We start from the raw sequence: 24570 nt of genomic DNA, 5'->3' as shown, positions 1-24570 counted from the left end.
CGGCATCTGGCGCCAAGACTTTAGCTCGGAATAACATCTCATTTTATCGACACTTGCCAGGCATACCCTGCAGCTGCTATGAAATGCCCCATGTCGATTCACCATCTCCCCCCCTTGCTCGACACGCTCACGCTCTTAATCACACAATATCGTCTCGGCGCCTCCATGACGGATCGCCATCAAACCGTGAAGGGACTTCGCTCGCTCATCACGAAAGCTATTCAGGAAACGATTCTGCAACAATCAAGCACGTTACAAGATATGCGTTTGGCTTTGGAGCGAGGGCTTGCTGTGGTGGAACACAACTGTGCTGCGGGCACCGATCCGGGGTTAAGTGATCACATCGACCATTGCCTGCGGGAAGTGCGCTTGGCTTTTGAGTTAGCCGAACAAGTGTGGGAAGAGCACCGCAACGATGCCGTCACGGCCCAAATGTTGATTGAAGATTTACCAATCCTCAGACCATTCGAATACGGAACACCTAGCTCGCCAGCGCAGAATCCACTGCCACGGTAACGTGATCTTTCACGACTTCAATATGGCCGGCACCCACGTGCCATTGGTGGCGGCCCTTCAAATCTTCATACGCGAGCACGCCGGCCTTGAGTAAACTGATGATTTGGGTGTGCCCTGGCAAGATTTGCATCCGCCCCAACACACCAGGCACTGAAACCGACAAGGCTTCCGTGCGCACCACTTCCGCTTGCGGCGTGAGAATTTGCAAATTCATTATGCTGCCTCTTTGGCCAAACGCTCAGCCTTGACCACCGCTTCTTCAATCGCGCCGACCATATAAAACGCCTGTTCGGGTAAATGATCGTATTCGCCGCTCATGATCGCTTTAAAGCTGCGAATCGTGTCCGCCAATTTGACGTATTTTCCTTCACTGCCGGTGAACTGAGAGGCCACAAAAAATGGCTGCGACAGAAAACGTTGGATTTTGCGCGCCCGCGCGACGGTTTGCTTATCTTCTTCCGACAGCTCATCCATTCCCAGGATCGCAATGATATCCTGAAGATCTTTGTACCGCTGCAACACTAATTGTACTTGGCGTGCGGTACGATAGTGGTCTTCGCCAACCACATCCGGCGCTAAAATACGCGATGTGGAATCCAGAGGGTCCACGGCGGGATAAATTCCCAATTCCGCGATCGGGCGCGACAAGACCGTCGTGGCATCTAAGTGAGAAAATGCCGTGGCCGGTGCGGGATCCGTCAGATCGTCCGCAGGAACGTAAATGGCCTGCACGGAAGTAATCGATCCGCTCCGCGTGGTCGTGATGCGTTCTTGCAATTCGCCCATTTCCGTCGCCAAGGTCGGTTGATATCCCACTGCCGATGGAATTCGTCCGAGCAACGCCGACACTTCAGATCCCGCTTGAGTAAACCGGAAAATATTGTCGATAAAGAGCAACACGTCCTGTTGCATTTCATCGCGGAAATATTCGGCAACCGTTAGTGCCGAGAGGGCGACGCGAAGACGCGCTCCAGGCGGTTCGTTCATTTGTCCATAAATCAATGCGGCTTTGTCCAAAACGCCAGAATCTTTCATTTCATGCCAGAGATCGTTTCCTTCACGAGTTCGCTCCCCAACTCCCGCAAACACAGAATAACCACCGTGGTGCATCGCAACGTTATGAATCAATTCCATGATCACCACGGTCTTGCCGACGCCCGCACCACCGAACAAACCGATTTTTCCACCACGTGGATACGGAGCGAGCAGGTCGATCACTTTAATGCCGGTTTCAAACATCTGGACATCGGTCGCTTGCTCTTGAAAAGACGGCGGCCGCCGGTGAATCGGCAAAAATTGCTTCGCGTTGACCGGACCCAATTCATCAACCGGCTGTCCGACGACATTTAAAATCCGTCCCAACGCTTCTTTCCCCACCGGCATCTGGATCGGCGATCCGGTATTGAGGACTTCCGCGCCACGCGTCAGACCGTCCGTGGCATCCATTGCAATCGTCCGCACCGTGCTCTCACCCAAGTGCTGCGCTACTTCGATCACAAGATTCCATTGTTCATTATTAATCCGCGGATTGGTCGTTTTGAGCGCGGTGTAAATTTCCGGCAGCTCTCCGGAAGGGAAATGTACATCGACAACCGGTCCGATGACCTGCGTAATACGCCCATGCTGCGTTGTCGTGGATTCGTGCGCTGTTTTCATAACAAACATCCTCCATGCGAATTACTTCTTTAAAGCTTCCGCCCCATTGACAATATCCAAGAGCTCTCTCGTAATCGACGCTTGACGCGCTCGATTCAGTTGCATCGTCAAACCGGCAATCATTTCTTTCGCGTTTTTCGTGGCGCTATCCATAGCCGTCATCCGCGCCGCCAACTCGCCCGCAATGGATTCGAGACACGCCTGATAGACCCGAGTCGCAACCGCACGCTCCAACAACCGGCTCACCACTTCCGGCTTGGACGGCTCATAAAGATAATCAACGGCGGAAATTTGGTCCTTGGTTGTGGACACTAATGGCAACAACGGTTCGATCGTGACATCTTGGGCCAGCATGGAACGAAAGCGGTTGTAAACCAACACGACATGATCCACTTCCCCCCGCAAATACCGTTGCGCTAACGATTCTACGACGGGCAAGACTTTCGCCATCGCAATCTGCTCATAAAACCCAACCATCGCTTCGCGCACCGCATGTCCACGCGCCTTCAACGCGTCCCGCCCCTTACGACCGATCATGGTACAGTGAATCCTCACTCCGCACTCTTCAACTTGCTTCCACTCCGTGATGAGCTGGCGGACCAGATTTTCATTAAATCCGCCACAGAGACCACGATCGGAGGTCAACACCAAGAATTCCTGCACACGGACGTCTTTGCGCGTTTGCAAATAGGGATGTGCACCAGCGCCTGACTGGGCGGCAATCCGCAACGCCACTTCATAGGCATGCTTCGCATACGCACGAGCGTTCAACGCCGCATGTTGCGCGCGACGCAGCCGTGCTGCAGCGATCATTTGCATCGCGCGTGTCACTTTTTGCGTATTTTTGACGGAAGCAATGCGCTTCCGGATCGATTTCAGTGTCGCCATGGCTTAGTGTACAAATTGGTGTTTAAATTCTTTCAACACCGTCGTGATCTGCTGCTTCAACGCATCGTCTAACGCCTTCCGCTCCCGAATCGTCTGCAACAGCACCGAATGACGATTCGTGACAAATTTATTGAGCTCTTCCAAGAAACGGCGCACATGAGGGACCGGCACGTCATCGAGCACGCCGCTCGTGCCCGCGTAAATTTCCACGACCTGCATTTCGACAGACATTGGGACATACTGATTCTGCTTCAACAGTTCTACCAGCCGTGCGCCACGGTCGAGTTGTCGGCGCGTCGCGGCATCGAGATCTGAGCCGAATTGAGCAAAGGCCGCCAATTCACGATATTGCGCCAGCTCCAGCCGCATCGTTCCGGCAACTTGCTTCATGGCCTTAATTTGTGCCGCCCCGCCGACGCGCGACACCGAGAGCCCAACGTTAATGGCCGGACGCACGCCGGAATAAAAAAGATCCGCTTCGAGATAAATTTGACCGTCAGTGATGGAAATGACATTCGTCGGAATATAGGCGGTCACGTCACTCGCCTGCGTTTCAATGATCGGCAACGCCGTCAGAGATCCGCCCCCTTTTTGGTCGCTTAGCTTCGCCGCGCGTTCCAACAACCGCGAGTGGAGATAAAAAACGTCTCCAGGAAATGCCTCGCGTCCCGGCGGACGACGGAGCAATAAAGACAGTTGTCGATATGCGACCGCGTGCTTCGAAAGATCATCGTAGATAATCAATGCGTGCCGCCCGGAATCACGAAAATATTCGGCCATCGCACAACCGCTATACGGTGCCAAAAACTGCAACGGAGCCGGGTCGGAGGCACTCGCGACAATCACCGTCGTGTATTCCATCGCCCCAGCACTCTTCAGTTTATCGACTACGCGAGCGACCGTTGAGGCCTTCTGCCCTACTGCAACGTAGAAACAATACACGCCCAAACCGCGCTGATTAATAATCGTATCGATCGCAATGGCCGTTTTGCCGGTCTGACGATCGCCGATAATTAATTCGCGCTGTCCACGCCCGATCGGCGTCATCGCATCGATTGCCTTCAAGCCCGTTTGCAACGGCTCACAGACGCTGCGGCGTGCGACAATCCCCGGCGCCTTCAATTCGATTTGCCGCCGTTCCGTCGTACGCAGTTCGCCTAAGCCATCTACCGGTTCTCCGAGGGCATCGACTACACGACCCACCACCGCTTCACCGACCGGAACTTCCGCAATGCGGCCCGTCCGGCGCACGACATCGCCTTCGCGGAGTTCAACATCTTCGCCCATGATCGCAGCGCCGACGTTGTCTTCTTCGAGGTTCAACACCACACCACGGATCCCATGCGGAAAATCGAGCAGTTCTCCTGCCATCGCCTTCTCCAGGCCATGGAGTCGCGCAATACCATCTCCGACATAAATAATTTCCCCGACTTCCTCGCTCGCTACGGTCTTGCCGTAGTTCTCGATTTGACGGCGAATAATTTGACTGATTTCTTCAGCCCGAATTTCCATATCCGCTCCCTCACCCTTCTAGAGATTGTGCCAAGCGCAGCCGCATACGTCGCAACTCCGCCGCTACACTCCCATCAAAGATTTCATCGCCGACCCGAATCACCACGCCACCAATAATGGCTGGATCCGTGTCGGTCTCAACATGCACACGCTTCTTTTTCAAACGCCCGATCGCTTCTTGAATAGACGTGACAATACCAGGATCATTCATTGGAATGGCGGTCGTAACCACTGCAGTGACGACACCCGCACGTTCGGCAACCAACTGTCGGTATGCCTCGACAATCGTAAACAGGCATTCAATACGGCGTTTTTCGATTAAGAGTTTCAAATAATTGACCGTCATGGCATGACACTGTAGGCGCGACGCAACGTCCGTCAGAATCCAGAATCGCTGCGGCAGACTATAATTCGCATCCGCTAAGACAGCCAAGAGATCTGGTGCGCCTCGGCAAGTCGCAACAAAATGATCAAGATCCGCTAACCAGAGCTCAACGGAGTGTTGCGCTTCGGCGAGGGAAAAGAAAGCCGTCGCATAGCGACGACCGATGATTGCATCAAAAGACATAGACTGATCGTTTTATTAATGGAGTGAACCGAGCCGCTGGACATAATCACGCACCAAGCGGAATTGATCCTCCGTCGTCAATTGCTCCCGCAACAGCCGTTCCGCCATGAGAATGGCCATATCCACGGTTGTTCCACGCAGCGTTTCTTTATTCTTCCTGAGCTCCTGTACAATCATGCGCTCCGTATCCAGTTCCAATTTCTTCGCCATTTCATGCGCCTTCGCCACCATGGCCTGACGATCCAACTCACCATCGGCACGCATTTGCGCCTTCAATTCAGTAATCGCATGCTCGCTCTGCGCTAATTGTTTTTGAATTTCATCGAGACGTCGCTGCGCGGTCTGCTCCGCACCCCTTGCTTCCGCAAGTGCAACTTCTAAATCATGCGCACGCGCCGCAAAATGTGTCTGTAACGGACGCCGTAACAGCCAATAGAGCGCCACGACAAATAAGAAAAAATTGACGACACTAAAAACAAATCCCCAATTGATGACCATACGTCGTAGCTCCTAGTGCGATTTCCCTGATGCGGCTGGCCGTAAGGGCGTGACTTGTCCCAGCGATTCATCCGCATTTTTCTTCAACTCCCGTTCCATCAAGCGCTCTGCGATGATTTGGACAAAGGTTTGCGTATCCACTTCCAGCACTTTTCTCGCGGCCGCGAGCTGGCCGGCAAAAGTAGCTTGGGCCCGTTGAAACAGCTCCAGGGATTTCCCCCGCGCCGTGTGCATGATTTCAGCAGCCTCACTCATCCCTTGTTGCCGCAAAATTTCGCGCTCTGCAGCCGCGGCTTGACGCGCAGCGGTCATCATTTGTTTGTGCTGCGCTTCCAGCACTTCTGCTTCTGCCACGAAAGCGGCAGCCCGCTCTTGACGTGCCACTGTGGCCTGTCGACGAGCATCACGTACTCGCGCTAACGGCTTCACGAGACACTGAGCAAACACGGCGACTACTGCAAAAAAAATGAGGGCGTGGAACAATACGCCCAAAGGCTCGACATTCAGCGAAACGGCAACTTCCAACATAAACAACCCCGCTTCAACAGACATCGGGCGCCGGATACAGACGTACCGACGCCCAGGAGAACGGTTAAATTACGACTACATTACCAAAACATCTTCTTCCACATCAGAGGCTTCAGTTTCAACGAGCGTCGGACTCGCCGTGGCCGCATTGAGACGCGCTTCGGTGCCTTTTTCGACGGGTCGGTCCATCTGACACGTACCCTGGAAAATGACGCCATTTTCGATGCTCAAATTCTTCGTCTTCAAATCTGCCGTCACGACCGCCGGCACATGCATTTCAACTCGCGACTTGGCCTCGATTTTTCCTTCAATTTTTCCATACACAATGAGCGTATCGACAAATACGGTCGACTTGACACGCGCCTCGGTCCCAATCACCAATGTGCCGTCGGAATAAATTTCGCCGCGAAAATCGCCGTTGATCTGTACCGTTCCGTCGAAGGTCAATTTCCCTTCAAACGAACACCCTTTATCGAGCAATCCATTGACTTGATCGTGACGAGGTTGCGGCATCCGCGTGACCTTCTCACCATTTCCTCGCTGAAACATGAGACACCTCCGCATCCGCTGCTATTGTCCGGTCACCCTCCTATAGACTCGATCTAAATCTTGCAAGGAATAATATTCGATCATCACCATGCCAGACTGCTCCGTTCGTGGACGAATCTCCACTTTTGTCCCGGTTGCGCGCATCATCTCGTCCGTAATCGACTTAATCTGCGCCGACGGTTGAATAGTGGTGGCGCGATGCCGGGGGCGCGATTGGCGGTAGCCTCGGCGCTGCTGAACAATTCGTTCTACATCACGCACCGAAAGTTGCGCCTTCAAAATTTGCTCACGAATCGCCAACTGTTCTTGCAACTCGCCAATCGCCAAAATTGAACGGGCATGACCGGCGGACAATCTCCCTACGACCACATCGTCCTGCACAACTTTTGGCAACTGAAGCAATCGAAGGCTATTCGTAATCGTCACCCGCGACTTACCAACACGATCCGCGACTTCTTCCTGCGTGTACCCAAACTGATCCATCAGGGCCGCGTAGGCCTTTGCTTCTTCAATCGCATTGAGATCCTCACGTTGGACATTTTCAATGAGCGCCAGCTCCAACATTTCATCGGTGTCGACCTTTTGCTTTATTATTACCGGCACTTCCTCCAAACCAACAATTCGCGCGGCTCGGAGCCGACGTTCTCCCGCAATCAACTCATACCGATCCCCATCGAGTGGAGTCACAAGGAGAGGCTGCAGGATTCCGTTTCGCCGCACGGAATTTGCCAATTCATCCAACGCCGCTTCGTCGAACTCCGTCCTGGGTTGCTGCCGATTGGTGACAATTTGATGCGGTGGGATTTTTGTCACCGCCTCACCAACGCGAGCGCCAGACTCATCCCTCTCCGGTATCGTCACCGCTTGCGGTCGTGACGGAATGAGCGATGCCAATCCCTTGCCCAACGCCCTGCGTGGCGGTTGCGGCGAATCCATAGGCTTTCTCCTTTGCTGGGACTTCCAATAAGAGCGGGGTTCTTGCCATCACTTCTTGGGCAAATTCAAGATACTTAATCGCTCCTATCGATTTGATGTCATACAAAATAATCGGACGGCCATGACTCGGGGCTTCAGAAAGGCGGACATTTCTAGGGACGATACTCTGAAAGACTTGAACACCGAAATGGAAGCGGATCTCTTCGGCGACCTGCTTAGAAAGATTATTCCTCCCATCATACATCGTCAGCAACACTCCCAACACCTGCAGCCGCGGATTGAGGCTTGTTTTCACCAACTCGACGGTACTCATGAGGTCAGCAATCCCCTCAAGCGCGTAATATTCACACTGCACGGGAGTAATAACCCCATGAGACGCGTTCAACGCATTAAGGGTCAAGAGTCCCAGCGACGGGGGGCAGTCGATTATTATGTAATCATAATTCGAAAGAATCGGAGTCAAAGCAGATATTAGCCGACTTTCTCGTGAAACCGCCCCACTCAATTCCAACTCAGCTCCAACCAAATCAAGGTTAGATGGCAAGATATGCAAATGGCTCAATTCAGTGTTTTTAATTACGCTTTCAATACTCAACTCACCCAACAACACATCATACACACTCTGCGTCACCGCCCTTTTATCGACGCCAACGCCGCTTCCGGCATTCCCTTGCGGGTCCATATCCACTAGGAGAGTCTTTTTTTCTGCTGCGGAAAGCGACGCGGAGAGATTAACAGACGTCGTGGTTTTCCCCACGCCACCCTTTTGATTGCAAATTGTGATGATCACGGCCACGCACGCTGTCTACCGCATTCCAAATTGTGTCGCAAGGACAACTTATCTCCACATCGCATAAGTTCACGTGGAACCAAGCCTTAGTCGAATAATCATCCGCACACCGTGCATCGGCAGACAAAACAACATACACAGCCGCCATCGCACGCACGCCCTTTTTCACCACATCACCACCGGCAACGCTGAGAGAGCAATGACCAGACACTCGACACGTCTTCCAGACCGAATGGCCACTGACGCTTATAAAATGACCGGCACTACAAAAACAATTCGCAACGCCGATTTTAGGTCAACAGCAACGTTCTCATACACTTATCTGGATGAATATTTTTGCTATACCAAACATCCACCCCCAAAACCGCGATACATAAAGGCTGTAGAGCGATGCAAATCAACCACAAAGGAAATGGCCAAACTGCAACGCGGCAATCATTGCTGGATGAAAAAAATATGAATCATAATTTTGATATTAATCAGCTTAAAAAATAAGCAGAGCTCTTTTTGCCCGACTTTGCGGAAGTTCATCATGCTGAACTTGGACATGCGACCAGATATTGAGTGGCAACCGCGCTTTGAGGTCAACGAGTTCCGATTCCCAACCAGGCCCTTTCATCGCAATGATCCGGCCGTCGCGTTGACGATACGCCATTGCGTAACGAACATACGTCGAGAGTTGCCACGTCGCGCGCGAAACAACGATATCAGCGCGCCCAGCTTCCGCCACAACAGCCGGTTGTTCTGCGCGACCTCGCACCATGCGGAGACGAGACAAGCCGAGCCGCCGTTTCACTTCCTCGCAAAAATTGATCCGCTTTTGCTGAGGCTCGACCAATACGACTTCTAGATCATTTCGCACAATTTGGAGCGGGATCCCCGGCAGACCCGCGCCACTCCCAAGGTCAACCAAGCGACCTGTTTCCGGTATGAAGGGAAGAAGAAGGAGAGAATCAGCGATGTGGAGGTCCCAAACCGTTTCGGCTGCGGCTGAACCAACAAGCCGATAGGTCTGATTCCAGTGTTGGAGCAATTCGACATACTGCCGAAACCGATCCCAGACCGTCGTAGGGAAAGTGAAGCGCGCCCGTACGAGATCGGGCGCCGTCGTGTGGTTACTCAAACGTGACATTGAACGTCCGTACGGCGCGAGTTTGAAGGTCGACGACGCGAATCGCGTGGTTGTTGGTATCGGCGACATACAACGTGTCGCCAGCCACAGAAATACCAGCCGGTTCATCGAACGTCGCGGGATCGCCGTCATCATGTCCAGCGCTGCCGGTTCCGACAAATGACTCCAACGTGCGTGTCCGAAGATCGACCTGGCGGATTTTATTGTTGTACGTGTCGGCAATGTACAAATTGTCACGGTGCAGAGCAACGCCCAGCGGATGCTGTAAGCGGGCCGTGCCAATGGTTCCGTCGCGATCGCCAAAGGCAAAAAGCCCGGCACCAAACAGCGTCTCGACTCGGCCGGCGGGCGCTACGTCCACACGACGAATAGCACTGACTTCACTATCCGCGAAATACAGCGACTGGCCGTCCGTAGCGAGGCCGGAGGGCTGGGCAAGGGCCGCGGTGTCCCACGGGCCGTCGTGCAGGTCTTCACGCCCGGAGCCCGCATGCGCGGCCAACTGGCCGCTTGCTAAGTCGAGCCGCCACAGCTGATGCGCCCCAGCCATCGCGATATAGAGCACGCCCTGATGCACAACCAAATCCCACGGGGAGTTAAGTGCGGTGTCGAGTGCTGGTCCTGGCCGCATACGACGGCGTGCTTGCTCTCCGGTTCCGGCAATCGTCATTACGGTTTCCGCCTGCAAATCGATCCGACGAATCAGATGATTCTCCGTATCGGCAACGTAGAGTTGTTGACCGTCGAGGGCGAGGCCTTGAGGATGCAAAAATGTGGCGGTTGTGAACGCGCCGTCATCCCGTCCCCGCGCACCAGACCCGATGCGTTGCAGCACTTTACCAGACTGGAGTGATACGGCGAGGATGCGATGGTGATTCGAATCGGCGATAAAGAGTCGATCCGACGCGGCGTCGGCCAGAACCTTGCCGGGAAATGAAAGGGGGGCGTCGGCGTCCGGAAGCCGTTCCTGGCGCATCGCAAGCGGCCGGCGATCCAGCAATCCCTTGGTCGCAAAGGTGGCGATAAGCTTGGTAATGGCTTTGTGGAGCGGTTCGTAGATGCCTTCGCCCGAGGTCGCAGCGGCGATCCGTCCTTCCGGGTCGATCAAGACCAAAGTCGGCCAAGCACGGACGGCATATTGCTCCCAAATCTGCATTTGCCAATCGTTCACTACGGGATGGACGATTTCATAACGGAGCACGGCTTGACGGATGTTCTCGGTGTCGCGTTCGCCAACAAATTTCGCCGAATGCACGCCGATTACGACCAGTTCATCCGGAAACGCTTGTTCTAAACGCTTCAGCTCAGGAATGACATGCATGCAATTGATGCAGCAATAGGTCCAAAAATCGAGTAGCACGATTTTGCCACGCAATTCCTTTAACGTTAGTGGGCGCTCGGTATTCAGCCATTCGAGGCCCGGCGGAAATTCCGGGGCGTGCACGGTATTGGTGGGTGATGGCTGCATATTTTTCCCCAGGGCCTTGATGCGGTCAAAACTATGTGCCCCCAGCCACGCCACATACAACGCGAGCACAACCGCGAGGAGTCGCAAGACGGTGCGGACGGATTCGGCACGCCGAAATCGGTCGCTGGCCATAGCTCATTTATGCCGCGCTGAGAGCGGAGTCCAGTAGAAGTGCATCCAGGAATTTTGACAATCACCACCATGTGTCGTATAATTTGCGACTCATGAGTTTTAATTTCTCCATCCCACTCACCGGCATAGGGGTTAATTTTACCCGCCTCCACGCGACTGCGGACAACATTGCACGCCACAACGTTCCTAACGCAGCCAAGACGCGGGTCAATCAACAGTCATTGCCGAAAGGCGGAGTCGAAGCCACGACCGAACGGATTCCCGTGCCACCGGAACTGCAATCGGCGGATCCATATAGCTACGATTCGACGAACATCGATTATGCTGAAGAGTCGGTAAATCACATCGTGACGAAGACCGCGTTTCGTCCGAACTTTCGTGTCGCGGAAGTGATGGATGAAATGTTTTCGACGTTGATCAATATTAAGGTATAGATCGTTTCATGCCTCCTCGTGAACAGCGCGTGTGGGTGCGGGTGCCGCTGATGATGTCCGTGGAATGTCGCTTTGCGGACGGAGTCGTGATTCGGGGCGAAACGAAAGACCTTGGCTTCGGCGGGCTTTTTCTCTTTTCCCCATTACAGCGACCAGTGGGACAACTGTGTCAAGTGCGGATCACATCTCGCGCTGGAGCAGATGCGATCGAGGCAACGGCGCGGATTCACCGCTGTGATGAACTGGGAATGGCACTGCTATTTACCGCGCTGCTTCCACCACATCGAGAACGATTGCGAGATTTGCTCGTCGGCGCCGCGACCGATGCAGCGCCGATTCTCCGCGATTATCATCAATTGGCCGGCACGCGAAAATCCTCCTAATACCAGCAATGCATTATCGTATCACGCAAGCACGGAGTGCCCCTGCGAGCTCTGGCTGCGAAAATTGGAATCCCAGTGCCAGCGCGTGCGCGGCGCTGACGCGCTGGCTCGCCAACAGGAGTTGGGCGCGCTCTCCTAACAGCAGGCGAAGCAATGGGGCAGGGAGTGGACACACGGCTGGGCGATGGAGCAGCGCTGCGAGACACTGCGTGAAATCACGATTGCGCACTGGAGACGGACTGACGGCGTTCACCGGGCCATGGACACGTGCGTCGTGCAGCGCGAAACACAGCAGCGCGATGAGATCGTCTCGGTGGATCCAGCTCATCCATTGATCGCCAGGGCCCAGTCGACCGCCAAGACCCAGCCTGAATGCGGGGAGCATGCGGGCCAATGCCCCGCCATTAGGACCCAGCACAAGGCCGATCCGTAAGGAGACCACGCGCGTTCCCCATGCAGTCGCCGCACGCGCAGCCGCTTCCCATTCACGACAGACTTGCGCCAAGAAATCATCACCCGCCGCATGCGCTTCCGTCAGCCACGATTCTCCGCCATCGCCATAATAACCGATCGCGGAGGCACAGAGCAGCGTGGCAGGGGGCTGCGCCGCACGACCTATGGCTTCGACTAATAATTGCGTGCTGACAACACGACTCTGTGTAATTCGCATCCGCTGCGCCATTGACCATTGTCGCGCAGCAACTGATTCCCCAGCTAAATGAATGACGGCATCAATGCCTTCAACAGCCGCTTGCCATGGGCCTGGCTGGAAGGGGTCCCACGGGCGATGCGTGAGTTGGGAGGAAACAAGGATCGGCTCAGTCACACCGCGCGTGAGGAGTGTACAGTGATGCCCGTCCGCCACGCATTGTGCTACGAGCGCGCGCCCGACAAAGCCCGTTCCACCGGTGATCAGGATGCGCATACGATTACGCCGTGGTGCATCGGACTTGCACCGGGGTCCCACGGCGGAGTTGCAGTTGGCGGGCGGCGCTACCTTCGCGCACGGCGATTTCTAGTAAGTGATGACTGCCGATTACGGCCAGCGGGGCCAGTGGCGGACGGTCTTCGTAGGTGCGGGCCAGGCCGTCGATGACGACTTCGCCGACTTGGATGCGCAGCATATTGCCTGTTACGGAAAGGTCCGTGGTGCGGATGTTAGTCACTGCATTGCCGAAGTGATCCAGATAAATGACTTCTCCGCAGAGTTCGTCGCCGGTGCGTTGCGTGGTGGGGAGGGGCAGTTGAGTCAGCGTGGCGAGCGGAGGTCCGAATTGCTGCGGATCGACGCCGTTGGCCACGTGGGCGGCGATCGGCGCAAAGAGGTCGCGGCCGTGGAAGGTCGGACTGACAGCGTGGCGAAAATAAGCGGGATTCGTGAGCTGGTAACCGATCCAAGGGTCGTCGCCGAGACAAAGCGTAAAGAGACCATTATCGGGACCGACATACCACTGTTCCTTGCAACATACGCAGATAGGAAGGCGCGCACTGCCCACGCCGGGATCGACAACCGCGACGTGAATCGTGTTGGCAGGGAAGTAGCGTGCGGCCTCGGCTAGCACGAAGGCCGCGTGAGTGACGTCGTGGGCGGGGAGTTGGTGGGCCAAATCGTGCAAGTGTGCGTGCGGCGCGATAGAGAGCACAACGCCTTTCATCGCGCCGACATAACCGTCGCGGGTGCCAAAATCTGTGGTGAGGGTGATGATGGCCACAATTACTCGAGTAGACGATACGATTCGATGCGTTCGAATTCCAACGCGGCGAGATCTTCGCCGTCAGCGACTGTTACGTATCCTTGTCGAACGTTAATTTCCTTCAACACGCCGGAATACGCGATCCCAAACGCCACGACTTCGACATTTCGGCCTTGGATCTCCATGAGGCCGGAAATCAAGTCGTCTTCGGAGAGGCTCATTTCTAATTCATCGCGCGTGGTGCGCGTCTTCGTTTTTCCGCGAGGCATGCGCCGGTGCTTAGATGAAGCAGCTGATGCTTGTCAATCATTCGCTCGATGCCAGCGCCATAAGCGTTTAGACCGCAAACGTGTGCGGATGTGTAGCTTGTAGTTGGCGCCAAGCACGGATGGCAACGGAGTGCCGCGTGGCGTGGAAACGCAAGAGATCGAGCGGCGCAGCAGTGAACCATCCGGGTTGTTCAGTGCCGAGGATAGTGACGAGGTTAAAGATGAGGCTTGGAGCCATGTCGGCTTGTTGCAACAAGACTTCCAAGAGCGTGCTGGTCCACTCCGGGCGTTGGCGGAGGAACGTGAGCAGCGCCGCTCGTGCGATTTCTTCCGCCTCCGGATGAAGTGGAGCATGTCGGCGCACGGCTTCAAGGAGCGCGGAAAACGTGGTCGTCGCAGTGTCACGGAGATCGTTGGTTTGCAGTTGTTCCAAACGTCGGCCCTGTCGAACTGCATTGGCCTGTAACCGCTCCCGTTCGCGCTCTCGCTCGGCGCGCGAGGCAAGGGGGCCGGTCACTACGACCCACGAACGTCGGAGCCAGCCAGCCACGATTTCCAAGACTTCCGCGGCCACGGCGTCGAGCGGACCGTCGATGTGTAAGTCTTCGATTTGGGTGTGGAGACGGTCCAACATTTGTCTGAGGCGCTCTATCTCCGACTCGATAGGCTCAAAATCCGCATTCAGACGATCGAGAAGCGTCGATGCGTGAATCCACGGAACATCGACATATTCGGTCCACGGGGGAAAGAGTTGCGCTTGTTGCGCTGAGGCTTTGGCATTGGCTCGGGAATCGCGACAAGCTGTCGCCTCGGCGGCATCTTGTAGCACTCGACGGTGAAATGTGGCGATGGTCTCTGCCATTTCATATCGGAGCTGTTCGATTGTGACTTCGACTTTTGCAACGTCCGCCGGTCGTTCAAGCGCTGCGCAACATTCGTGGAGCAACTGATACGCGGCTTCCGCCGCAGACAAATGTTGCAGTACTGGCGATGACGCATGGTCAACTGTCGCACAATGGGAGGCGTTGATGTACGCAACAGCAGCGCGATGGGCGCAATACGCAGCGAACGCCGCCGCGTCGGCAGTAAATTGTTGCGTCTTCTCAGCGTGGCTCCGCACCTGCTGACCGATCGTCATCCCTAACGTGCCAGCGCACCGCCATGAAATTTCGGCGAGCGTCGTTTCGGCGTTCTGTTGTAGATGTGCCGCAAATTGCTCCGTCGCTACGAGCAACATGATCGCGTTGCCATGGAATGCTTTGATGGCGGCCTCGAATTGGTGCGTGGCGTCTTGTGCCGCGATCGTGATGGCGTTCCAGTCAGCACCGTTGGTGCGCAATGTTGCTACGCGAGCGGCAGCTTTAGTCGCGTTCCGGAGCACGCGCGCGGCGCCAAACGGTTTGGGGATGCAACGAATAAGGTCATAGGCCAAGATCGCGCCGCGCTCTAATGGCGGAAGAGCCCCCATCGCAGGATCTTCAGACTCCGGCTCCGCGAGTGTCTGTGGGCGTGCTGCTACGACTCGCGGCAGGGCCGCAGGGATTGTCACAAAGGGTCCGTAGATAAATCCGCCCCAACCACCGCTCAGCTGATGGGCGACTCGATGCATCGTATAACCCAGCCCCACGACGGCAGCCGCGCAGAGAACAATCATCGCCCCAGTGAGGAACGGCGGGGGCTCTCCGGATGACGGTCCGAAACCACCGTCCACCATCATGCCGATGGGAAGTGTGGGGATGACAGCGACGCTGAGCGCGGTGGCTGGTGGCGAGAGAGAGGGAACATATGGCTGGCGAGCCGGGTCGATGCGCGTACGATTCGCTGGATGTCTGGCACTGAACGCATTGGCTGCCGATGGCTGATGGCGCCGTGTTTCGCGGCGCAGCACCCATTGCTGTCCCGGGAGTTTGGTTTGAAACGGAGGGCGGTAGATGCGGGGGTTCATATTTCAGCGACGTATAATACGCATATTTGACGACTGTAAAGCCAAAATCGAGGGCCGGAAAGGGCCTAGAACTGCGTCAGCGAGACGGAGTGACCCCTAATAATATGGTGAAGGGAACACTCCACTTACTATTTCACGAGCCACTCGGCGAACTCATCTTTGAGGTCCATCGAGGTCAACTCGGTCAGCGCTGCGCGGGGCGGCATGCCGGCGTGGAGGATATGATAGATGGCGCTGCAGATCGGCGCACGCAATTGATGGCGCTGGATGAGGGCGTAAACGGCCTTCGAGGTGGCCACGCCTTCGGCAACCATGGTCATGGTGCGGAGGATTTTTTCGAGCGGAGTTCCTTGGCCCAGCGCAATGCCCACTTGCCGATTGCGAGAGAGTTCGCCGGTGCATGTGAGGACAAGGTCGCCCAGGCCGGCGAGGCCAGCGAAGGTTAACGGATTGGCACCGAGGACACGGCCGAGCTTGATCATTTCATACAGCCCACGCGTGATGAGGGCAGCGCGGGTGTTGTGGCCAAGGCCGAGTCCCTCGGCGATACCGGTAGCGATCGCGAGGACGTTTTTCACCGCGCCGCCGACTTCGACGCCGATGACGTCATCGTGGGTGAATGTCAGAAAATACGGAGTGCGAAAAACTTCTTGTACGCGTTGCGTAGCAACACGATCAGTCCCAGCCACTACAACGGCCGTAGGCTGTTCCGCCGCAACTTCTTTCGCGAAGCTGGGGCCGGAGAGAAAGGTATGGAGTGTGGTGGGGTGCTGAGGGAGCGCCTCGACCAAGACTTCGGACATGAGTCGGCCGGTGCCGATTTCGATTCCTTTAGTGCAGCAGGTGATGATGGCAGTCGGGGAGAGAGCCGGTGCCATTTGTGTAGCCACGCTGCGCAGTACGTGGCTTGGGGTCACCAACACGACAAGCGTGGCTTCATGGACGGCTTGCGTCAGGTCGGTAGTACAAGTCAACGAGGGGGGCAAGATTACGCCAGGGAGATAGATATCGTTGATCCGAGTGGCCTGAAGCCGCGCGGCCAAATCCGCCTCGAAGGCCCACAACGTGACCGGGCGGCCTTGGCTCGCCAAGAGCCGCGCCAATGCTGTGCCCCAACTGCCCGCTCCGATGACCGCAATGGTTGATGACATAGAGAGTATGAGTCATAAGTCAGGAAATGAGGAGTTGCAACAGCCGGTTAGCATGGTAGAAAGCACTGGGGATTTTTCACGCAACTTTTCTGGCCGAGGGCCGATATACACTGCACAAGGGGTGTGGCATGGTGGATCAACCTTCGGAACAGGAAGCGGCAGAACGGCGCCGCCATGAGCGGGTCGACATCGAGTTGCCGGTCACGATTCGCTACAAAGGGCGGCTCATTCCGGCCACCGCGCTGAATCTCAGTTGCGGCGGCATGATGCTCGACGCGGATAGCCCGGCGGTGCAGGAGGGGGGACGGGTCGAGGTCGTCGTCGATCTCTCCGCACTGGAACGCGACGTCTCATTGCGTGGCGAAATTGTGCGCCGTGAATTCTCCGGAAGTAAAACACGCATCGGGATCCGCTTCACGAATCTTTTCACGATGGGTCACGACGCCGTCGTTCGATATTTACGCCGTCATGGTCTCGGTCATTAAAACTTCGCCGTCTTCTCGTTGACATTGTCACCCTCTTCAGCGCATCATCCCGCGCGATGCTTTCTGAGTATCTTCCTATCGCCGTGCTCTTTCTTTTCGCCATTGCGTTGGGACTTGGCTTTTTGGGACTCTCAGCGCTGATCGGCAAAAAACGGCCGTCCAAGGCCAAGCTAGCACCGTATGAATGCGGCGTGGACCAGGCCTCCAATCCGCGACAGCGATTTTCGATTCATTTTTTCTTGGTGGCGATCCTCTTTCTGCTGTTCGATGTCGAAGTCACGTTTCTCTTTCCATGGGCAATCTTGGTGCGGTCATTTCGTGAGAATGGGATGGGCCCATTCATCGTCACCGAGGGATTGCTTTTTGTGGCCATCCTCGGGCTCGGGCTCGCATATGTGTGGAAGCGACGCGCGTTGGATTGGGAACAGTAACTTACGTGCGTAAGTGCGTACGTGCGTACGTGCTTACGTGCGTACGCTGGAACGATATGGGCATCCAGAACACATTGCAGGAGGGGTTCTTCACCACGCGCTTGGAACACGTGTTGGCGTGGGGGCGGAAGTATTCCTTGTGGCCGATGCCGTTTGGCACCGCGTGTTGCGCGATCGAATTCATGGGCGTGGTCTCTTCGCGCTTCGACATCTCGCGCTTCGGCGCGGAGCTGGTACGTTTCAGTCCGCGGCAAGCGGATCTCATGTTGGTCATGGGAACGATCACATATAAAATGGCACCGATTCTCAAGCGGGTCTGGGACCAAATGTGTGAACCGAAATGGTGCATCGCGATGGGTGCGTGTGCCTCGTCGGGTGGATTTTACGACAACTATTCGACGCTGCAGGGGATCGATGAAATCATTCCGGTGGATGTCTACATTCCCGGCTGTCCACCACGGCCGGAGCAAATCATCCACGCATTAGTCAAATTGCAGGAAAAAATTTGCGGGACCGGGCAATCGTTTCCCGTGGCACCGCCGCTGGTGGCCGCGTCGGGTGTGGTCAAAAAAGGGAACGCCGCTTAACTGAGAGCAACATGTCACAAGCGATCTTAGAACAACTCCGGGCCCGCTTCGGCGAAGCGATAATCGAAACCCACAACTTTCGCGGGGATGAAACGGCCATCGTGCGCCGCGAACAGATCGTGCCGCTTTGTCAGTGGTTGAAAGCAACGCCGGGCATCGAATGCAACATGCTGATCGATCTGTGTGGTGTGGATTATTCGGAACGAGCCGAGCGATTTGAAGTCGTGTACCATCTCTACTCCACTACACAGAAACATCGCGTACGGGTGAAAGTGCGGCTTGCCGGAGAAGCGCCGCAAGTCGATTCGGTGGTCGCGGTATGGCCGGCGGCGAATTGGTTTGAACGAGAAGCGTTCGATCTCTTCGGCATCACCTTTGTCGGGCATCCACATTTGAAGCGTTTACTGACGTTCGACGAATTCGAAGGACATCCGCTGCGGAAGGACTATCCGGTGAATCGGCGTCCCAAAATTCCAACGCCCGATCCGCTGATGTGAGCATGGCCATGACTGACGCCTTACATACGCATCACATGCACCTCAATATGGGTCCGTCACATCCGACGATGCACGGGACGTTGCGCGTGTTGCTCACGCTCGATGGCGAACGCATCGTCGGTGCGGAACCGGAAATCGGCTATCTGCATCGCTGCTTCGAAAAGGAATCGGAAGATCACACCTACACGCAAGTCATTCCGTACACGGATCGACTGAACTACGTCTCGCCGCTGCTGAATAACGTCGGGTACTGCATGGCGGTGGAGAAATTGCTCGGCATCACGGTACCGCCGCGCGCGCAATACATCCGAGTGATCATCAGCGAACTCTCGCGCATCATGGACCATTTGGTCTGCATCGCCACGAACGTCGTCGATTTGGGCGCGCTCACGAATTATTGGTATTTCTTCAACGTGCGCGAGTTGATGTACGTCTGGGTCGAAGCCCTGACCGGGGCGCGACTCACTAACACCTACACGCGGATCGGTGGCGTGGCGCGCGATCTGCCCGAAGGATTCGCCAAGGGCGTGCGCGGCGCGTTGTTGGAAATGCGCAAGGCGGTGAAGGATGTCATGGGGCTGTTGCGCAAAAATCGGATCTTCCTGGATCGAACGCGCGACGTTGGCGTGATCTCACGCGAAGACGCGATCGCCTACGGCTTCACCGGCCCGTGCTTGCGCGCCAGTGGCGAACCATACGATGTCCGCAAGGCCCATCCGTATTTGTGTTACGACGAACTGCAATTCGATATCCCGATCGGCGAAGTGGGCGATTCGTTCGATCGGATCATGGTGCGGATCGAAGAGATCGATCAATCGGAACGGCTCATCCATCAGGCCTTGGATAAGATTCCCGATGGGCCGATCATCAATCCGGCAGGACGTTCGGCCCTGCCACCGAAGCACGAGGTGTACAACAGCATTGAAGGGCTGATCCGCCACTTTGAATTGATCATGTTCGGCGTCAAGCCGCCGGTCGGTGAAGTGTATTCCTACACCGAGGCGGCCAATGGGGAGCTTGGCTTTTATCTCGTCAGCAATGGCACCGGAAAACCGTATCGACTCAAAGTCCGGCCTCCCTGTTTCGCGCTCTTTCAAGCCTATCCACACCTCATCAAAGGCAGCTTGATTGCCGACGCGATCGCAGTGCTCGGAAATCTCAATATTGTCGCCGGTGAATTGGATCGCTAACGGCGGGTGACTCGGGCGCCCCTCAACGACTGATCGGAATCACGATTTGGTCGTGGAAATAATGATGCGCCGACTTGATTCTTCCCGCCAACTCCCGTAAAGAGCCGCGCATGGCCTTTCAGTTTACGCCCGCCCAACGCGACCAAATCGAACAACTCTGTGCTCGTTATCCCACACGACGCGCGGCGTTGTTGCCGGTGTTATGGATCGTCCAGGCGCAAGAGGGTTGGGTCAGCGCGGAGGCCATGGAAGCCGTCGCGCAGGTGTTGGATATCACACCGGCGGCGGTGTACGAAGTCGTTACGTTCTACACGATGTACGAACGGCGGCCGTGTGCGCGGCACCATTTGCAAGTATGCCGCACGCTCAGTTGCTGGCTCCGTGGCGCAAAGCAGCTGACAAAATATCTGGAAGGAAAATTGGGGGTCCGCGTCGGCGGACAAACGCCGGACGGACGGTTTCAGTTATCGGAAGTGGAGTGCCTTGGATCGTGCGGCACCGCTCCGATGATGCAAGTGAACGGTCGCGACTATTACGAAAATCTTACGCCGGAGCAGGTCGACAAATTATTGGATGCATTGAAGTGACGATGCGGCAGATTTTCTGCCGCATCGTCATCCTGAGGCGCAACCTCCGGCGGGGAAGGATCCTCTGGTACACAATAGTATGGAACCGATCCTGACCAAAAATTGGGGCAAGCCGCATTCCCGATCAATCCAGACCTATTTGGCGCAGGGTGGCTATGCGACGCTCAAAAAAATGTTCCAGATGTCGCCGGAACAAGTGACGGAGGAAGCCAAGCGATCGGGGTTGCGAGGGCGTGGCGGCGCGGGATTCCCGGCGGGCGTGAAATGGGGATTTGTCCCGAAAAATACCGGAAAGCCGATTTATCTTTGCATCAATGCGGACGAGTCGGAGCCCGGCACTTTTAAAGACCGCGCGATCCTCGAAAACGATCCACATATGCTGATCGAAGGCGTCATCATCGCCAGCTACGCATTGGGTGTGCGGACCGCGTATCAATATATTCGTGGCGAATTCTATCGGCCATGGGAGATGGTAGAGCAAGCCATTGCCGAGGCGTATCAGCACGGGTTTTTGGGACAGAATATTTGCGGGTCAAATTTCAGCCTCGATTTTTATCAACATCGCGGAGCCGGCGCGTATATCTGCGGCGAAGAAACCGGACTGATCGAATCGCTCGAAGGCAAACGTGGCATGCCGCGCATCAAGCCTCCATTTCCGGCCGTGTCCGGGGCCTTCGGGTGCCCCACCGTGGTCAACAACGTGGAAACGATTGCCGCACTGCCATGGATCCTCGAACATGGCGGCGAGGCGTACGCCAAAATCGGCGTCGGCAAAAGTACCGGCACCAAGCTCTGGAGCGTCTCCGGACATGTCAATCGTCCCGGCGTCTATGAAGTGCCACTCGGCATTCCGTTCAAATTGTTTCTGGAAGAATATTGTGGTGGCGTATGGAAGGGTCGCAAACTGAAGGCCGTGATCGTCGGCGGATCGTCGGTTCCGGTCCTCACGGCGGACGAGGCGTTTGCCGTGACGCTCGATTATGAGTCGCTCCAAGGCGCGGGAACATTTCTCGGCTCTGGCGGAATGATCATCATCGACGATCAAACCAGCATGGTCGCAGCGTTGGAAAATCTGGCGGTGTTTTATCATCACGAATCGTGCGGCCAGTGCACACCGTGCCGCGAGGGTTCGGGATGGGTCGAAAAAATCCTGCATCGCCTCTACCACGGCGAAGGACGCCACGAAGACTTGGCGTTGCTCCAAGACCTGGCCGACAAGATGCAAGGCCGCACGATTTGCGCGTTGGCCGACGCATTGGCGATGCCGGTGCGCAGTTACGTCACGAAGTTTCGGACGGAATTTGAGGCGTTCATTCGGGAGGGACGGTCACCGTACCCAGCACCGGAGTGGCAGGGATAGTTTTTGTTCCTTGACCTCCCTCTCCCGTTGGGGAGAGGGAAGTTCGCCGCAGGCGGACGGAGTGAGGGGGAGTCGTCAGACGCATGATTCTCCCCCTCACCCCGTCCCTCTCCCCAACGGGAGAGGGAGACTATGGAAGTGAGTTAATTGCATGCCAAAAATCACGATTAACGGTCAGGGATATGACGTGCCGGCTGGCAAGACGGTCCTGCAAGTCTGTCTGGAGCAGGGAATTAAGATCCCGTATTTTTGCTATCATCACAAACTCTCGATCGCTGGAAATTGCCGCATGTGCCTGGTCGAAGTGGTCGGCCGTCCGAAATTGGAGATCTCATGCAACTGCCCGGTGCAAGAGGGCATGGAAATCAAAACGGATTCCCCAGTCGTGCTGGAAGCGCGCAAATCGGTGCTCGAATTCATTCTAATCAACCATCCACTCGATTGTCCGATCTGTGACCAAGCCGGCGAATGCAAGTTGCAAGATCAATACTTCGATCATTCCGCCGTGCCGTATCGATTCCGCGAGCAAAAAGTCCAAAAACCGAAAGCGGTGCCGTTGGGGCCGCTTGTCGTGCTCGACGACGAGCGCTGTATTTTGTGTACGCGTTGCGTCCGCTTTTGCGACGAAGTGCCGAAGGCCCATGAAATCGCGCTCTCGGAGCGCGGCGACCGTTCCACCATCGTCACGTATGGTACGGAAGGGATGAAAAACGCCTATTCGTTGAACACGGTCGACATCTGCCCGGTCGGCGCACTCACCAGTCGCGATTTTCGTTTCGGCAAGCGCGTTTGGTTCCTTTCCAAAACTCCATCGCTTTGCACCGGATGCTCCACCGGATGTAACGTTTGGCTCGATCAAGAACGGGGTGTGGCGTATCGGTATCGACCGCGCGAAAACAACGACGTCAATGAGTGCTGGATGTGTGACGAGGGCCGGCTGACGTACAAATATATTAACGCTCCCGATCGCGTAGTCACACCATTTGCACGCTCGCCGGAAAACCGACAATGGACACGCGCATCATGGGACACCGTGTTGGCACAGCTGCGCACGATATTGGCGCAGGTGTCGGTTGCGGAGCGCGCGGTCGTGCTTTCGGCGCAATGTTCGAACGAAGAGAACTTTGCATGGACCCGATTAGTGCGGGAAACCTGGGCGGGCGCGCGGCTGTTTGCCACACGGCGCGAATATCCGAATCCAAGTGAAGATCAAATTCTGCGTCACTGCGACAAAAATCCGAACGCCCGCGCGCTCTCAGAATTTGGAATCCATGAACGTTATGCCGGTGGCGCACGAGTACTGTTCGTGCTCGATGCGCTCACACCGGAGGAAATCGCAGCCGTGCAGCAGACGCGGCCGGCATGCGTCGTCTTGCTGACTACCAATTGGGGCGTGCATCCGGATGCCGTGCGATGGCGACCGCTGACAAACGTCGACGCCGTGATCGAACAGGGTGGCGCGGCGGATCGATTGGACACATTAAAGACGGATACGTTGGAGGCTCCCACACCGGACCCGTATCCGTGGGCGGATTTCGTGTTGCCGTTAGCGACGGTCGCGGAGCAGTGCGGCACGTTTGTGAATGTGAAGGGGCGGGTGCAGCGGTTCGAACGCGCGATGCCGTCACAGGCGGAAGCACGGCCCGCCTGGGCGGTGGCACAACACGTGGCCACATTGGAAGGGCGGCCATTGCCATGGGAAGACGCCGCAGCGATCTTGGCGGCCATCGGTGAGACCGTGCCGAGTTTTCAAGGCATCACGTGGGAGCAGGTGGGAGAGTTCGGCACGCTGTTGAACGGCACGGCCGTGCGTCAGTGCGTCAGTGCGTAAGTGCGGACGTCAGGAGTCTTAGTATGCTCTGGGTCGAAATTATTAAACCGATTTTCATCGTCTCCGTCGTCTTGACCTTTATTCCTCTCTTGATCTGGTTCGAGCGGAAAGGCTCCGCCTATATCCAAGATCGGCGCGGCCCGAATCGCGCGGCTATCCTCGGAATCCGTCTGGGCGGCATGCTGCACAACATCGCCGACGTCATCAAACTCCTGACCAAAGAAGACATCCTGCCTGCACGCGCGAATCGATTTTTTTTCTGCCTCGCCCCACTCATCGCAATCTTTGTGGCCAGTGTCACGATCGGCGTGGTCCCATTCGGCGAACCGTTGCAATTGGGTGACTACACGTTGCGGCTGCAGGTCGCGGACTTAAACGTCGGACTGTTGTACATCTTGGCCGTCGGTTCAATTGGCGTCTACGGCGTCATGTTGGCGGGGTGGTCTTCCTATAATAACTATTCGCTGCTCGGCGGCATGCGTTCTTCGGCGCAAATGATCAGTTACGAATTGGCGATGGGTTTGGCGCTGGTCAGTGTGCTGCTGGCCGCAGG

The 24570-nt window shown here is 56.0% G+C and carries 28 protein-coding genes; 11 read left to right on the top strand and 17 right to left on the bottom strand.

From position 1 onward, the window contains the following. Positions 1 to 90: 90 nt before the first annotated feature. Positions 91 to 516: a hypothetical protein gene (locus tag HY696_12705; GenBank protein MBI4239260.1), complete on the top strand. Its 426-nt coding sequence runs from the start codon at positions 91 to 93 to the stop codon at positions 514 to 516. Here the strand turns inward: HY696_12705 and HY696_12700 are convergent. The 12 genes from HY696_12700 to HY696_12645 all read right to left on the bottom strand — a co-directional run bounded on the left by HY696_12700 (position 482) and on the right by HY696_12645 (position 11041). After that, complete coding sequence (locus HY696_12700; protein MBI4239259.1) at positions 482 to 730, bottom strand: F0F1 ATP synthase subunit epsilon; 249 nt, start codon at positions 728 to 730, stop codon at positions 482 to 484. The genes HY696_12705 and HY696_12700 overlap by 35 nt on opposite strands. Next, positions 730 to 2172 carry a F0F1 ATP synthase subunit beta gene (atpD, locus tag HY696_12695; GenBank protein MBI4239258.1) on the bottom strand — a complete coding sequence of 481 codons (1443 nt, stop codon included), beginning with the start codon at positions 2170 to 2172 and terminating at the stop codon, positions 730 to 732. The genes HY696_12700 and atpD overlap by 1 nt, the downstream gene beginning before the upstream one ends. Positions 2173 to 2193: 21 nt before the next feature. Continuing rightward, complete coding sequence (atpG, locus tag HY696_12690; protein ID MBI4239257.1) at positions 2194 to 3060, bottom strand: ATP synthase F1 subunit gamma; 867 nt, start codon at positions 3058 to 3060, stop codon at positions 2194 to 2196. Positions 3061 to 3063: 3 nt separating this feature from the next. After that, complete coding sequence (locus tag HY696_12685; protein MBI4239256.1) at positions 3064 to 4572, bottom strand: F0F1 ATP synthase subunit alpha; 1509 nt, start codon at positions 4570 to 4572, stop codon at positions 3064 to 3066. A gap of 10 nt (positions 4573 to 4582) precedes the next feature. After that, positions 4583 to 5140, bottom strand: a complete 558-nt coding sequence (gene atpH, locus HY696_12680; GenBank protein MBI4239255.1) for an ATP synthase F1 subunit delta — start codon at positions 5138 to 5140, stop codon at positions 4583 to 4585. Between the two features lie 15 nt (positions 5141 to 5155). Next, positions 5156 to 5638: an ATP synthase F0 subunit B gene (locus HY696_12675; protein ID MBI4239254.1), complete on the bottom strand. Its 483-nt coding sequence runs from the start codon at positions 5636 to 5638 to the stop codon at positions 5156 to 5158. Between the two features lie 12 nt (positions 5639 to 5650). After that, positions 5651 to 6166: a hypothetical protein gene (locus tag HY696_12670; GenBank protein ID MBI4239253.1), complete on the bottom strand. Its 516-nt coding sequence runs from the start codon at positions 6164 to 6166 to the stop codon at positions 5651 to 5653. 75 nt (positions 6167 to 6241) lie between these two features. Then, on the bottom strand, positions 6242 to 6679 hold the full coding sequence (locus HY696_12665) for a polymer-forming cytoskeletal protein (GenBank protein ID MBI4239252.1): 438 nt from the start codon (positions 6677 to 6679) through the stop codon (positions 6242 to 6244). 57 nt (positions 6680 to 6736) lie between these two features. Beyond that, positions 6737 to 7651, bottom strand: coding sequence for a ParB/RepB/Spo0J family partition protein (locus HY696_12660; protein MBI4239251.1), 915 nt, complete (start codon positions 7649 to 7651; stop codon positions 6737 to 6739). Continuing rightward, positions 7554 to 8447 carry a ParA family protein gene (locus HY696_12655; GenBank protein ID MBI4239250.1) on the bottom strand — a complete coding sequence of 298 codons (894 nt, stop codon included), beginning with the start codon at positions 8445 to 8447 and terminating at the stop codon, positions 7554 to 7556. The genes HY696_12660 and HY696_12655 overlap by 98 nt, the downstream gene beginning before the upstream one ends. A 478-nt stretch (positions 8448 to 8925) precedes the next feature. Continuing rightward, positions 8926 to 9573, bottom strand: coding sequence for a 16S rRNA (guanine(527)-N(7))-methyltransferase RsmG (gene rsmG / locus HY696_12650; protein ID MBI4239249.1), 648 nt, complete (start codon positions 9571 to 9573; stop codon positions 8926 to 8928). Then, positions 9557 to 11041, bottom strand: coding sequence for a redoxin domain-containing protein (locus tag HY696_12645; protein ID MBI4239248.1), 1485 nt, complete (start codon positions 11039 to 11041; stop codon positions 9557 to 9559). The genes rsmG and HY696_12645 overlap by 17 nt, the downstream gene beginning before the upstream one ends. A 224-nt stretch (positions 11042 to 11265) precedes the next feature. Between HY696_12645 and HY696_12640 the strand changes: the two genes are divergently transcribed. Further along, positions 11266 to 11607 (top strand): hypothetical protein, encoded by a 342-nt coding sequence (locus tag HY696_12640; protein MBI4239247.1) that lies wholly within the window; start codon positions 11266 to 11268, stop codon positions 11605 to 11607. Positions 11608 to 11615: 8 nt separating this feature from the next. Next, on the top strand, positions 11616 to 11990 hold the full coding sequence (locus HY696_12635; GenBank protein ID MBI4239246.1) for a PilZ domain-containing protein: 375 nt from the start codon (positions 11616 to 11618) through the stop codon (positions 11988 to 11990). A gap of 13 nt (positions 11991 to 12003) precedes the next feature. On the opposite strand, the gene HY696_12630 is transcribed toward HY696_12635, so the two are convergent. From HY696_12630 to HY696_12610, 5 genes are all read right to left on the bottom strand, one after another. Next, complete coding sequence (locus tag HY696_12630; GenBank protein MBI4239245.1) at positions 12004 to 12915, bottom strand: TIGR01777 family protein; 912 nt, start codon at positions 12913 to 12915, stop codon at positions 12004 to 12006. 4 nt (positions 12916 to 12919) lie between these two features. Further along, a complete protein-coding gene (locus HY696_12625; protein ID MBI4239244.1) occupies positions 12920 to 13702 on the bottom strand; it encodes an SAM-dependent chlorinase/fluorinase in 783 nt (260 codons plus the stop codon). Between the two features lie 2 nt (positions 13703 to 13704). Next, the gene (locus HY696_12620) at positions 13705 to 13953 is read right to left on the bottom strand and encodes a hypothetical protein (GenBank protein MBI4239243.1); all 249 of its coding nucleotides are present in this window, start codon (positions 13951 to 13953) and stop codon (positions 13705 to 13707) included. Positions 13954 to 14020: 67 nt separating this feature from the next. After that, entirely contained in the window at positions 14021 to 15898 is a 1878-nt protein-coding gene (locus tag HY696_12615; protein MBI4239242.1) for a hypothetical protein, read from the bottom strand. 128 nt (positions 15899 to 16026) lie between these two features. Continuing rightward, on the bottom strand, positions 16027 to 17049 hold the full coding sequence (locus HY696_12610) for an NAD(P)-dependent glycerol-3-phosphate dehydrogenase (protein MBI4239241.1): 1023 nt from the start codon (positions 17047 to 17049) through the stop codon (positions 16027 to 16029). 128 nt (positions 17050 to 17177) lie between these two features. Here HY696_12610 and HY696_12605 point away from each other — a divergent pair, with 128 nt between their 5' ends. The 8 genes from HY696_12605 to HY696_12570 all read left to right on the top strand — a co-directional run bounded on the left by HY696_12605 (position 17178) and on the right by HY696_12570 (position 24017). Continuing rightward, positions 17178 to 17534: a PilZ domain-containing protein gene (locus HY696_12605; GenBank protein MBI4239240.1), complete on the top strand. Its 357-nt coding sequence runs from the start codon at positions 17178 to 17180 to the stop codon at positions 17532 to 17534. Between the two features lie 56 nt (positions 17535 to 17590). Continuing rightward, positions 17591 to 17965: an NADH-quinone oxidoreductase subunit A gene (gene ndhC, locus HY696_12600; protein ID MBI4239239.1), complete on the top strand. Its 375-nt coding sequence runs from the start codon at positions 17591 to 17593 to the stop codon at positions 17963 to 17965. 56 nt (positions 17966 to 18021) lie between these two features. Continuing rightward, positions 18022 to 18552, top strand: a complete 531-nt coding sequence (nuoB, locus tag HY696_12595) for an NADH-quinone oxidoreductase subunit NuoB (GenBank protein ID MBI4239238.1) — start codon at positions 18022 to 18024, stop codon at positions 18550 to 18552. Positions 18553 to 18563: 11 nt separating this feature from the next. Then, positions 18564 to 19049, top strand: a complete 486-nt coding sequence (locus HY696_12590; GenBank protein ID MBI4239237.1) for an NADH-quinone oxidoreductase subunit C — start codon at positions 18564 to 18566, stop codon at positions 19047 to 19049. A 2-nt stretch (positions 19050 to 19051) separates the two neighbouring features. After that, entirely contained in the window at positions 19052 to 20239 is a 1188-nt protein-coding gene (locus HY696_12585) for an NADH-quinone oxidoreductase subunit D (protein ID MBI4239236.1), read from the top strand. A gap of 110 nt (positions 20240 to 20349) precedes the next feature. Next, the gene (gene nuoE / locus HY696_12580) at positions 20350 to 20826 is read left to right on the top strand and encodes an NADH-quinone oxidoreductase subunit NuoE (GenBank protein MBI4239235.1); all 477 of its coding nucleotides are present in this window, start codon (positions 20350 to 20352) and stop codon (positions 20824 to 20826) included. A gap of 79 nt (positions 20827 to 20905) precedes the next feature. Next, the gene (gene nuoF, locus HY696_12575; protein MBI4239234.1) at positions 20906 to 22186 is read left to right on the top strand and encodes an NADH-quinone oxidoreductase subunit NuoF; all 1281 of its coding nucleotides are present in this window, start codon (positions 20906 to 20908) and stop codon (positions 22184 to 22186) included. Positions 22187 to 22337: 151 nt separating this feature from the next. Beyond that, positions 22338 to 24017, top strand: coding sequence for a (2Fe-2S)-binding protein (locus HY696_12570; protein MBI4239233.1), 1680 nt, complete (start codon positions 22338 to 22340; stop codon positions 24015 to 24017). Positions 24018 to 24570: the final 553 nt, after the last annotated feature.

The sequence above is a fragment of the Deltaproteobacteria bacterium genome (assembly GCA_016210045.1).
In the GTDB taxonomy this organism is placed as follows: Bacteria; UBA10199; UBA10199.
This window is presented reverse-complemented; position numbering and strand designations above follow the sequence as displayed.

Excerpts from the sequence above, each read along its gene's own strand:
- ndhC (MBI4239239.1), top strand. The coding sequence starts at position 17,591 with ATGCTTTCTGAGTATCTTCCTATCGCCGTGCTCTTTCTTTTCGCCATT.
- HY696_12700 (MBI4239259.1), bottom strand. The coding sequence starts at position 730 with ATGAATTTGCAAATTCTCACGCCGCAAGCGGAAGTGGTGCGCACGGAA.
- HY696_12605 (MBI4239240.1), top strand. The coding sequence starts at position 17,178 with ATGGTGGATCAACCTTCGGAACAGGAAGCGGCAGAACGGCGCCGCCAT.
- HY696_12590 (MBI4239237.1), top strand. The coding sequence starts at position 18,564 with ATGTCACAAGCGATCTTAGAACAACTCCGGGCCCGCTTCGGCGAAGCG.
- HY696_12640 (MBI4239247.1), top strand. The coding sequence starts at position 11,266 with ATGAGTTTTAATTTCTCCATCCCACTCACCGGCATAGGGGTTAATTTT.
- nuoE (MBI4239235.1), top strand. The coding sequence starts at position 20,350 with ATGGCCTTTCAGTTTACGCCCGCCCAACGCGACCAAATCGAACAACTC.
- HY696_12635 (MBI4239246.1), top strand. The coding sequence starts at position 11,616 with ATGCCTCCTCGTGAACAGCGCGTGTGGGTGCGGGTGCCGCTGATGATG.
- HY696_12615 (MBI4239242.1), bottom strand. The coding sequence starts at position 15,898 with ATGAACCCCCGCATCTACCGCCCTCCGTTTCAAACCAAACTCCCGGGA.
- HY696_12630 (MBI4239245.1), bottom strand. The coding sequence starts at position 12,915 with ATGCGCATCCTGATCACCGGTGGAACGGGCTTTGTCGGGCGCGCGCTC.
- HY696_12570 (MBI4239233.1), top strand. The coding sequence starts at position 22,338 with ATGCCAAAAATCACGATTAACGGTCAGGGATATGACGTGCCGGCTGGC.
- atpH (MBI4239255.1), bottom strand. The coding sequence starts at position 5,140 with ATGTCTTTTGATGCAATCATCGGTCGTCGCTATGCGACGGCTTTCTTT.
- HY696_12620 (MBI4239243.1), bottom strand. The coding sequence starts at position 13,953 with ATGCCTCGCGGAAAAACGAAGACGCGCACCACGCGCGATGAATTAGAA.
- HY696_12660 (MBI4239251.1), bottom strand. The coding sequence starts at position 7,651 with ATGGATTCGCCGCAACCGCCACGCAGGGCGTTGGGCAAGGGATTGGCA.
- HY696_12645 (MBI4239248.1), bottom strand. The coding sequence starts at position 11,041 with ATGCAGCCATCACCCACCAATACCGTGCACGCCCCGGAATTTCCGCCG.
- rsmG (MBI4239249.1), bottom strand. The coding sequence starts at position 9,573 with ATGTCACGTTTGAGTAACCACACGACGGCGCCCGATCTCGTACGGGCG.
- HY696_12675 (MBI4239254.1), bottom strand. The coding sequence starts at position 5,638 with ATGGTCATCAATTGGGGATTTGTTTTTAGTGTCGTCAATTTTTTCTTA.
- HY696_12610 (MBI4239241.1), bottom strand. The coding sequence starts at position 17,049 with ATGTCATCAACCATTGCGGTCATCGGAGCGGGCAGTTGGGGCACAGCA.
- nuoF (MBI4239234.1), top strand. The coding sequence starts at position 20,906 with ATGGAACCGATCCTGACCAAAAATTGGGGCAAGCCGCATTCCCGATCA.
- HY696_12705 (MBI4239260.1), top strand. The coding sequence starts at position 91 with ATGTCGATTCACCATCTCCCCCCCTTGCTCGACACGCTCACGCTCTTA.
- HY696_12665 (MBI4239252.1), bottom strand. The coding sequence starts at position 6,679 with ATGCCGCAACCTCGTCACGATCAAGTCAATGGATTGCTCGATAAAGGG.
- atpG (MBI4239257.1), bottom strand. The coding sequence starts at position 3,060 with ATGGCGACACTGAAATCGATCCGGAAGCGCATTGCTTCCGTCAAAAAT.
- HY696_12585 (MBI4239236.1), top strand. The coding sequence starts at position 19,052 with ATGGCCATGACTGACGCCTTACATACGCATCACATGCACCTCAATATG.
- atpD (MBI4239258.1), bottom strand. The coding sequence starts at position 2,172 with ATGAAAACAGCGCACGAATCCACGACAACGCAGCATGGGCGTATTACG.
- HY696_12670 (MBI4239253.1), bottom strand. The coding sequence starts at position 6,166 with ATGTTGGAAGTTGCCGTTTCGCTGAATGTCGAGCCTTTGGGCGTATTG.
- HY696_12685 (MBI4239256.1), bottom strand. The coding sequence starts at position 4,572 with ATGGAAATTCGGGCTGAAGAAATCAGTCAAATTATTCGCCGTCAAATC.
- nuoB (MBI4239238.1), top strand. The coding sequence starts at position 18,022 with ATGGGCATCCAGAACACATTGCAGGAGGGGTTCTTCACCACGCGCTTG.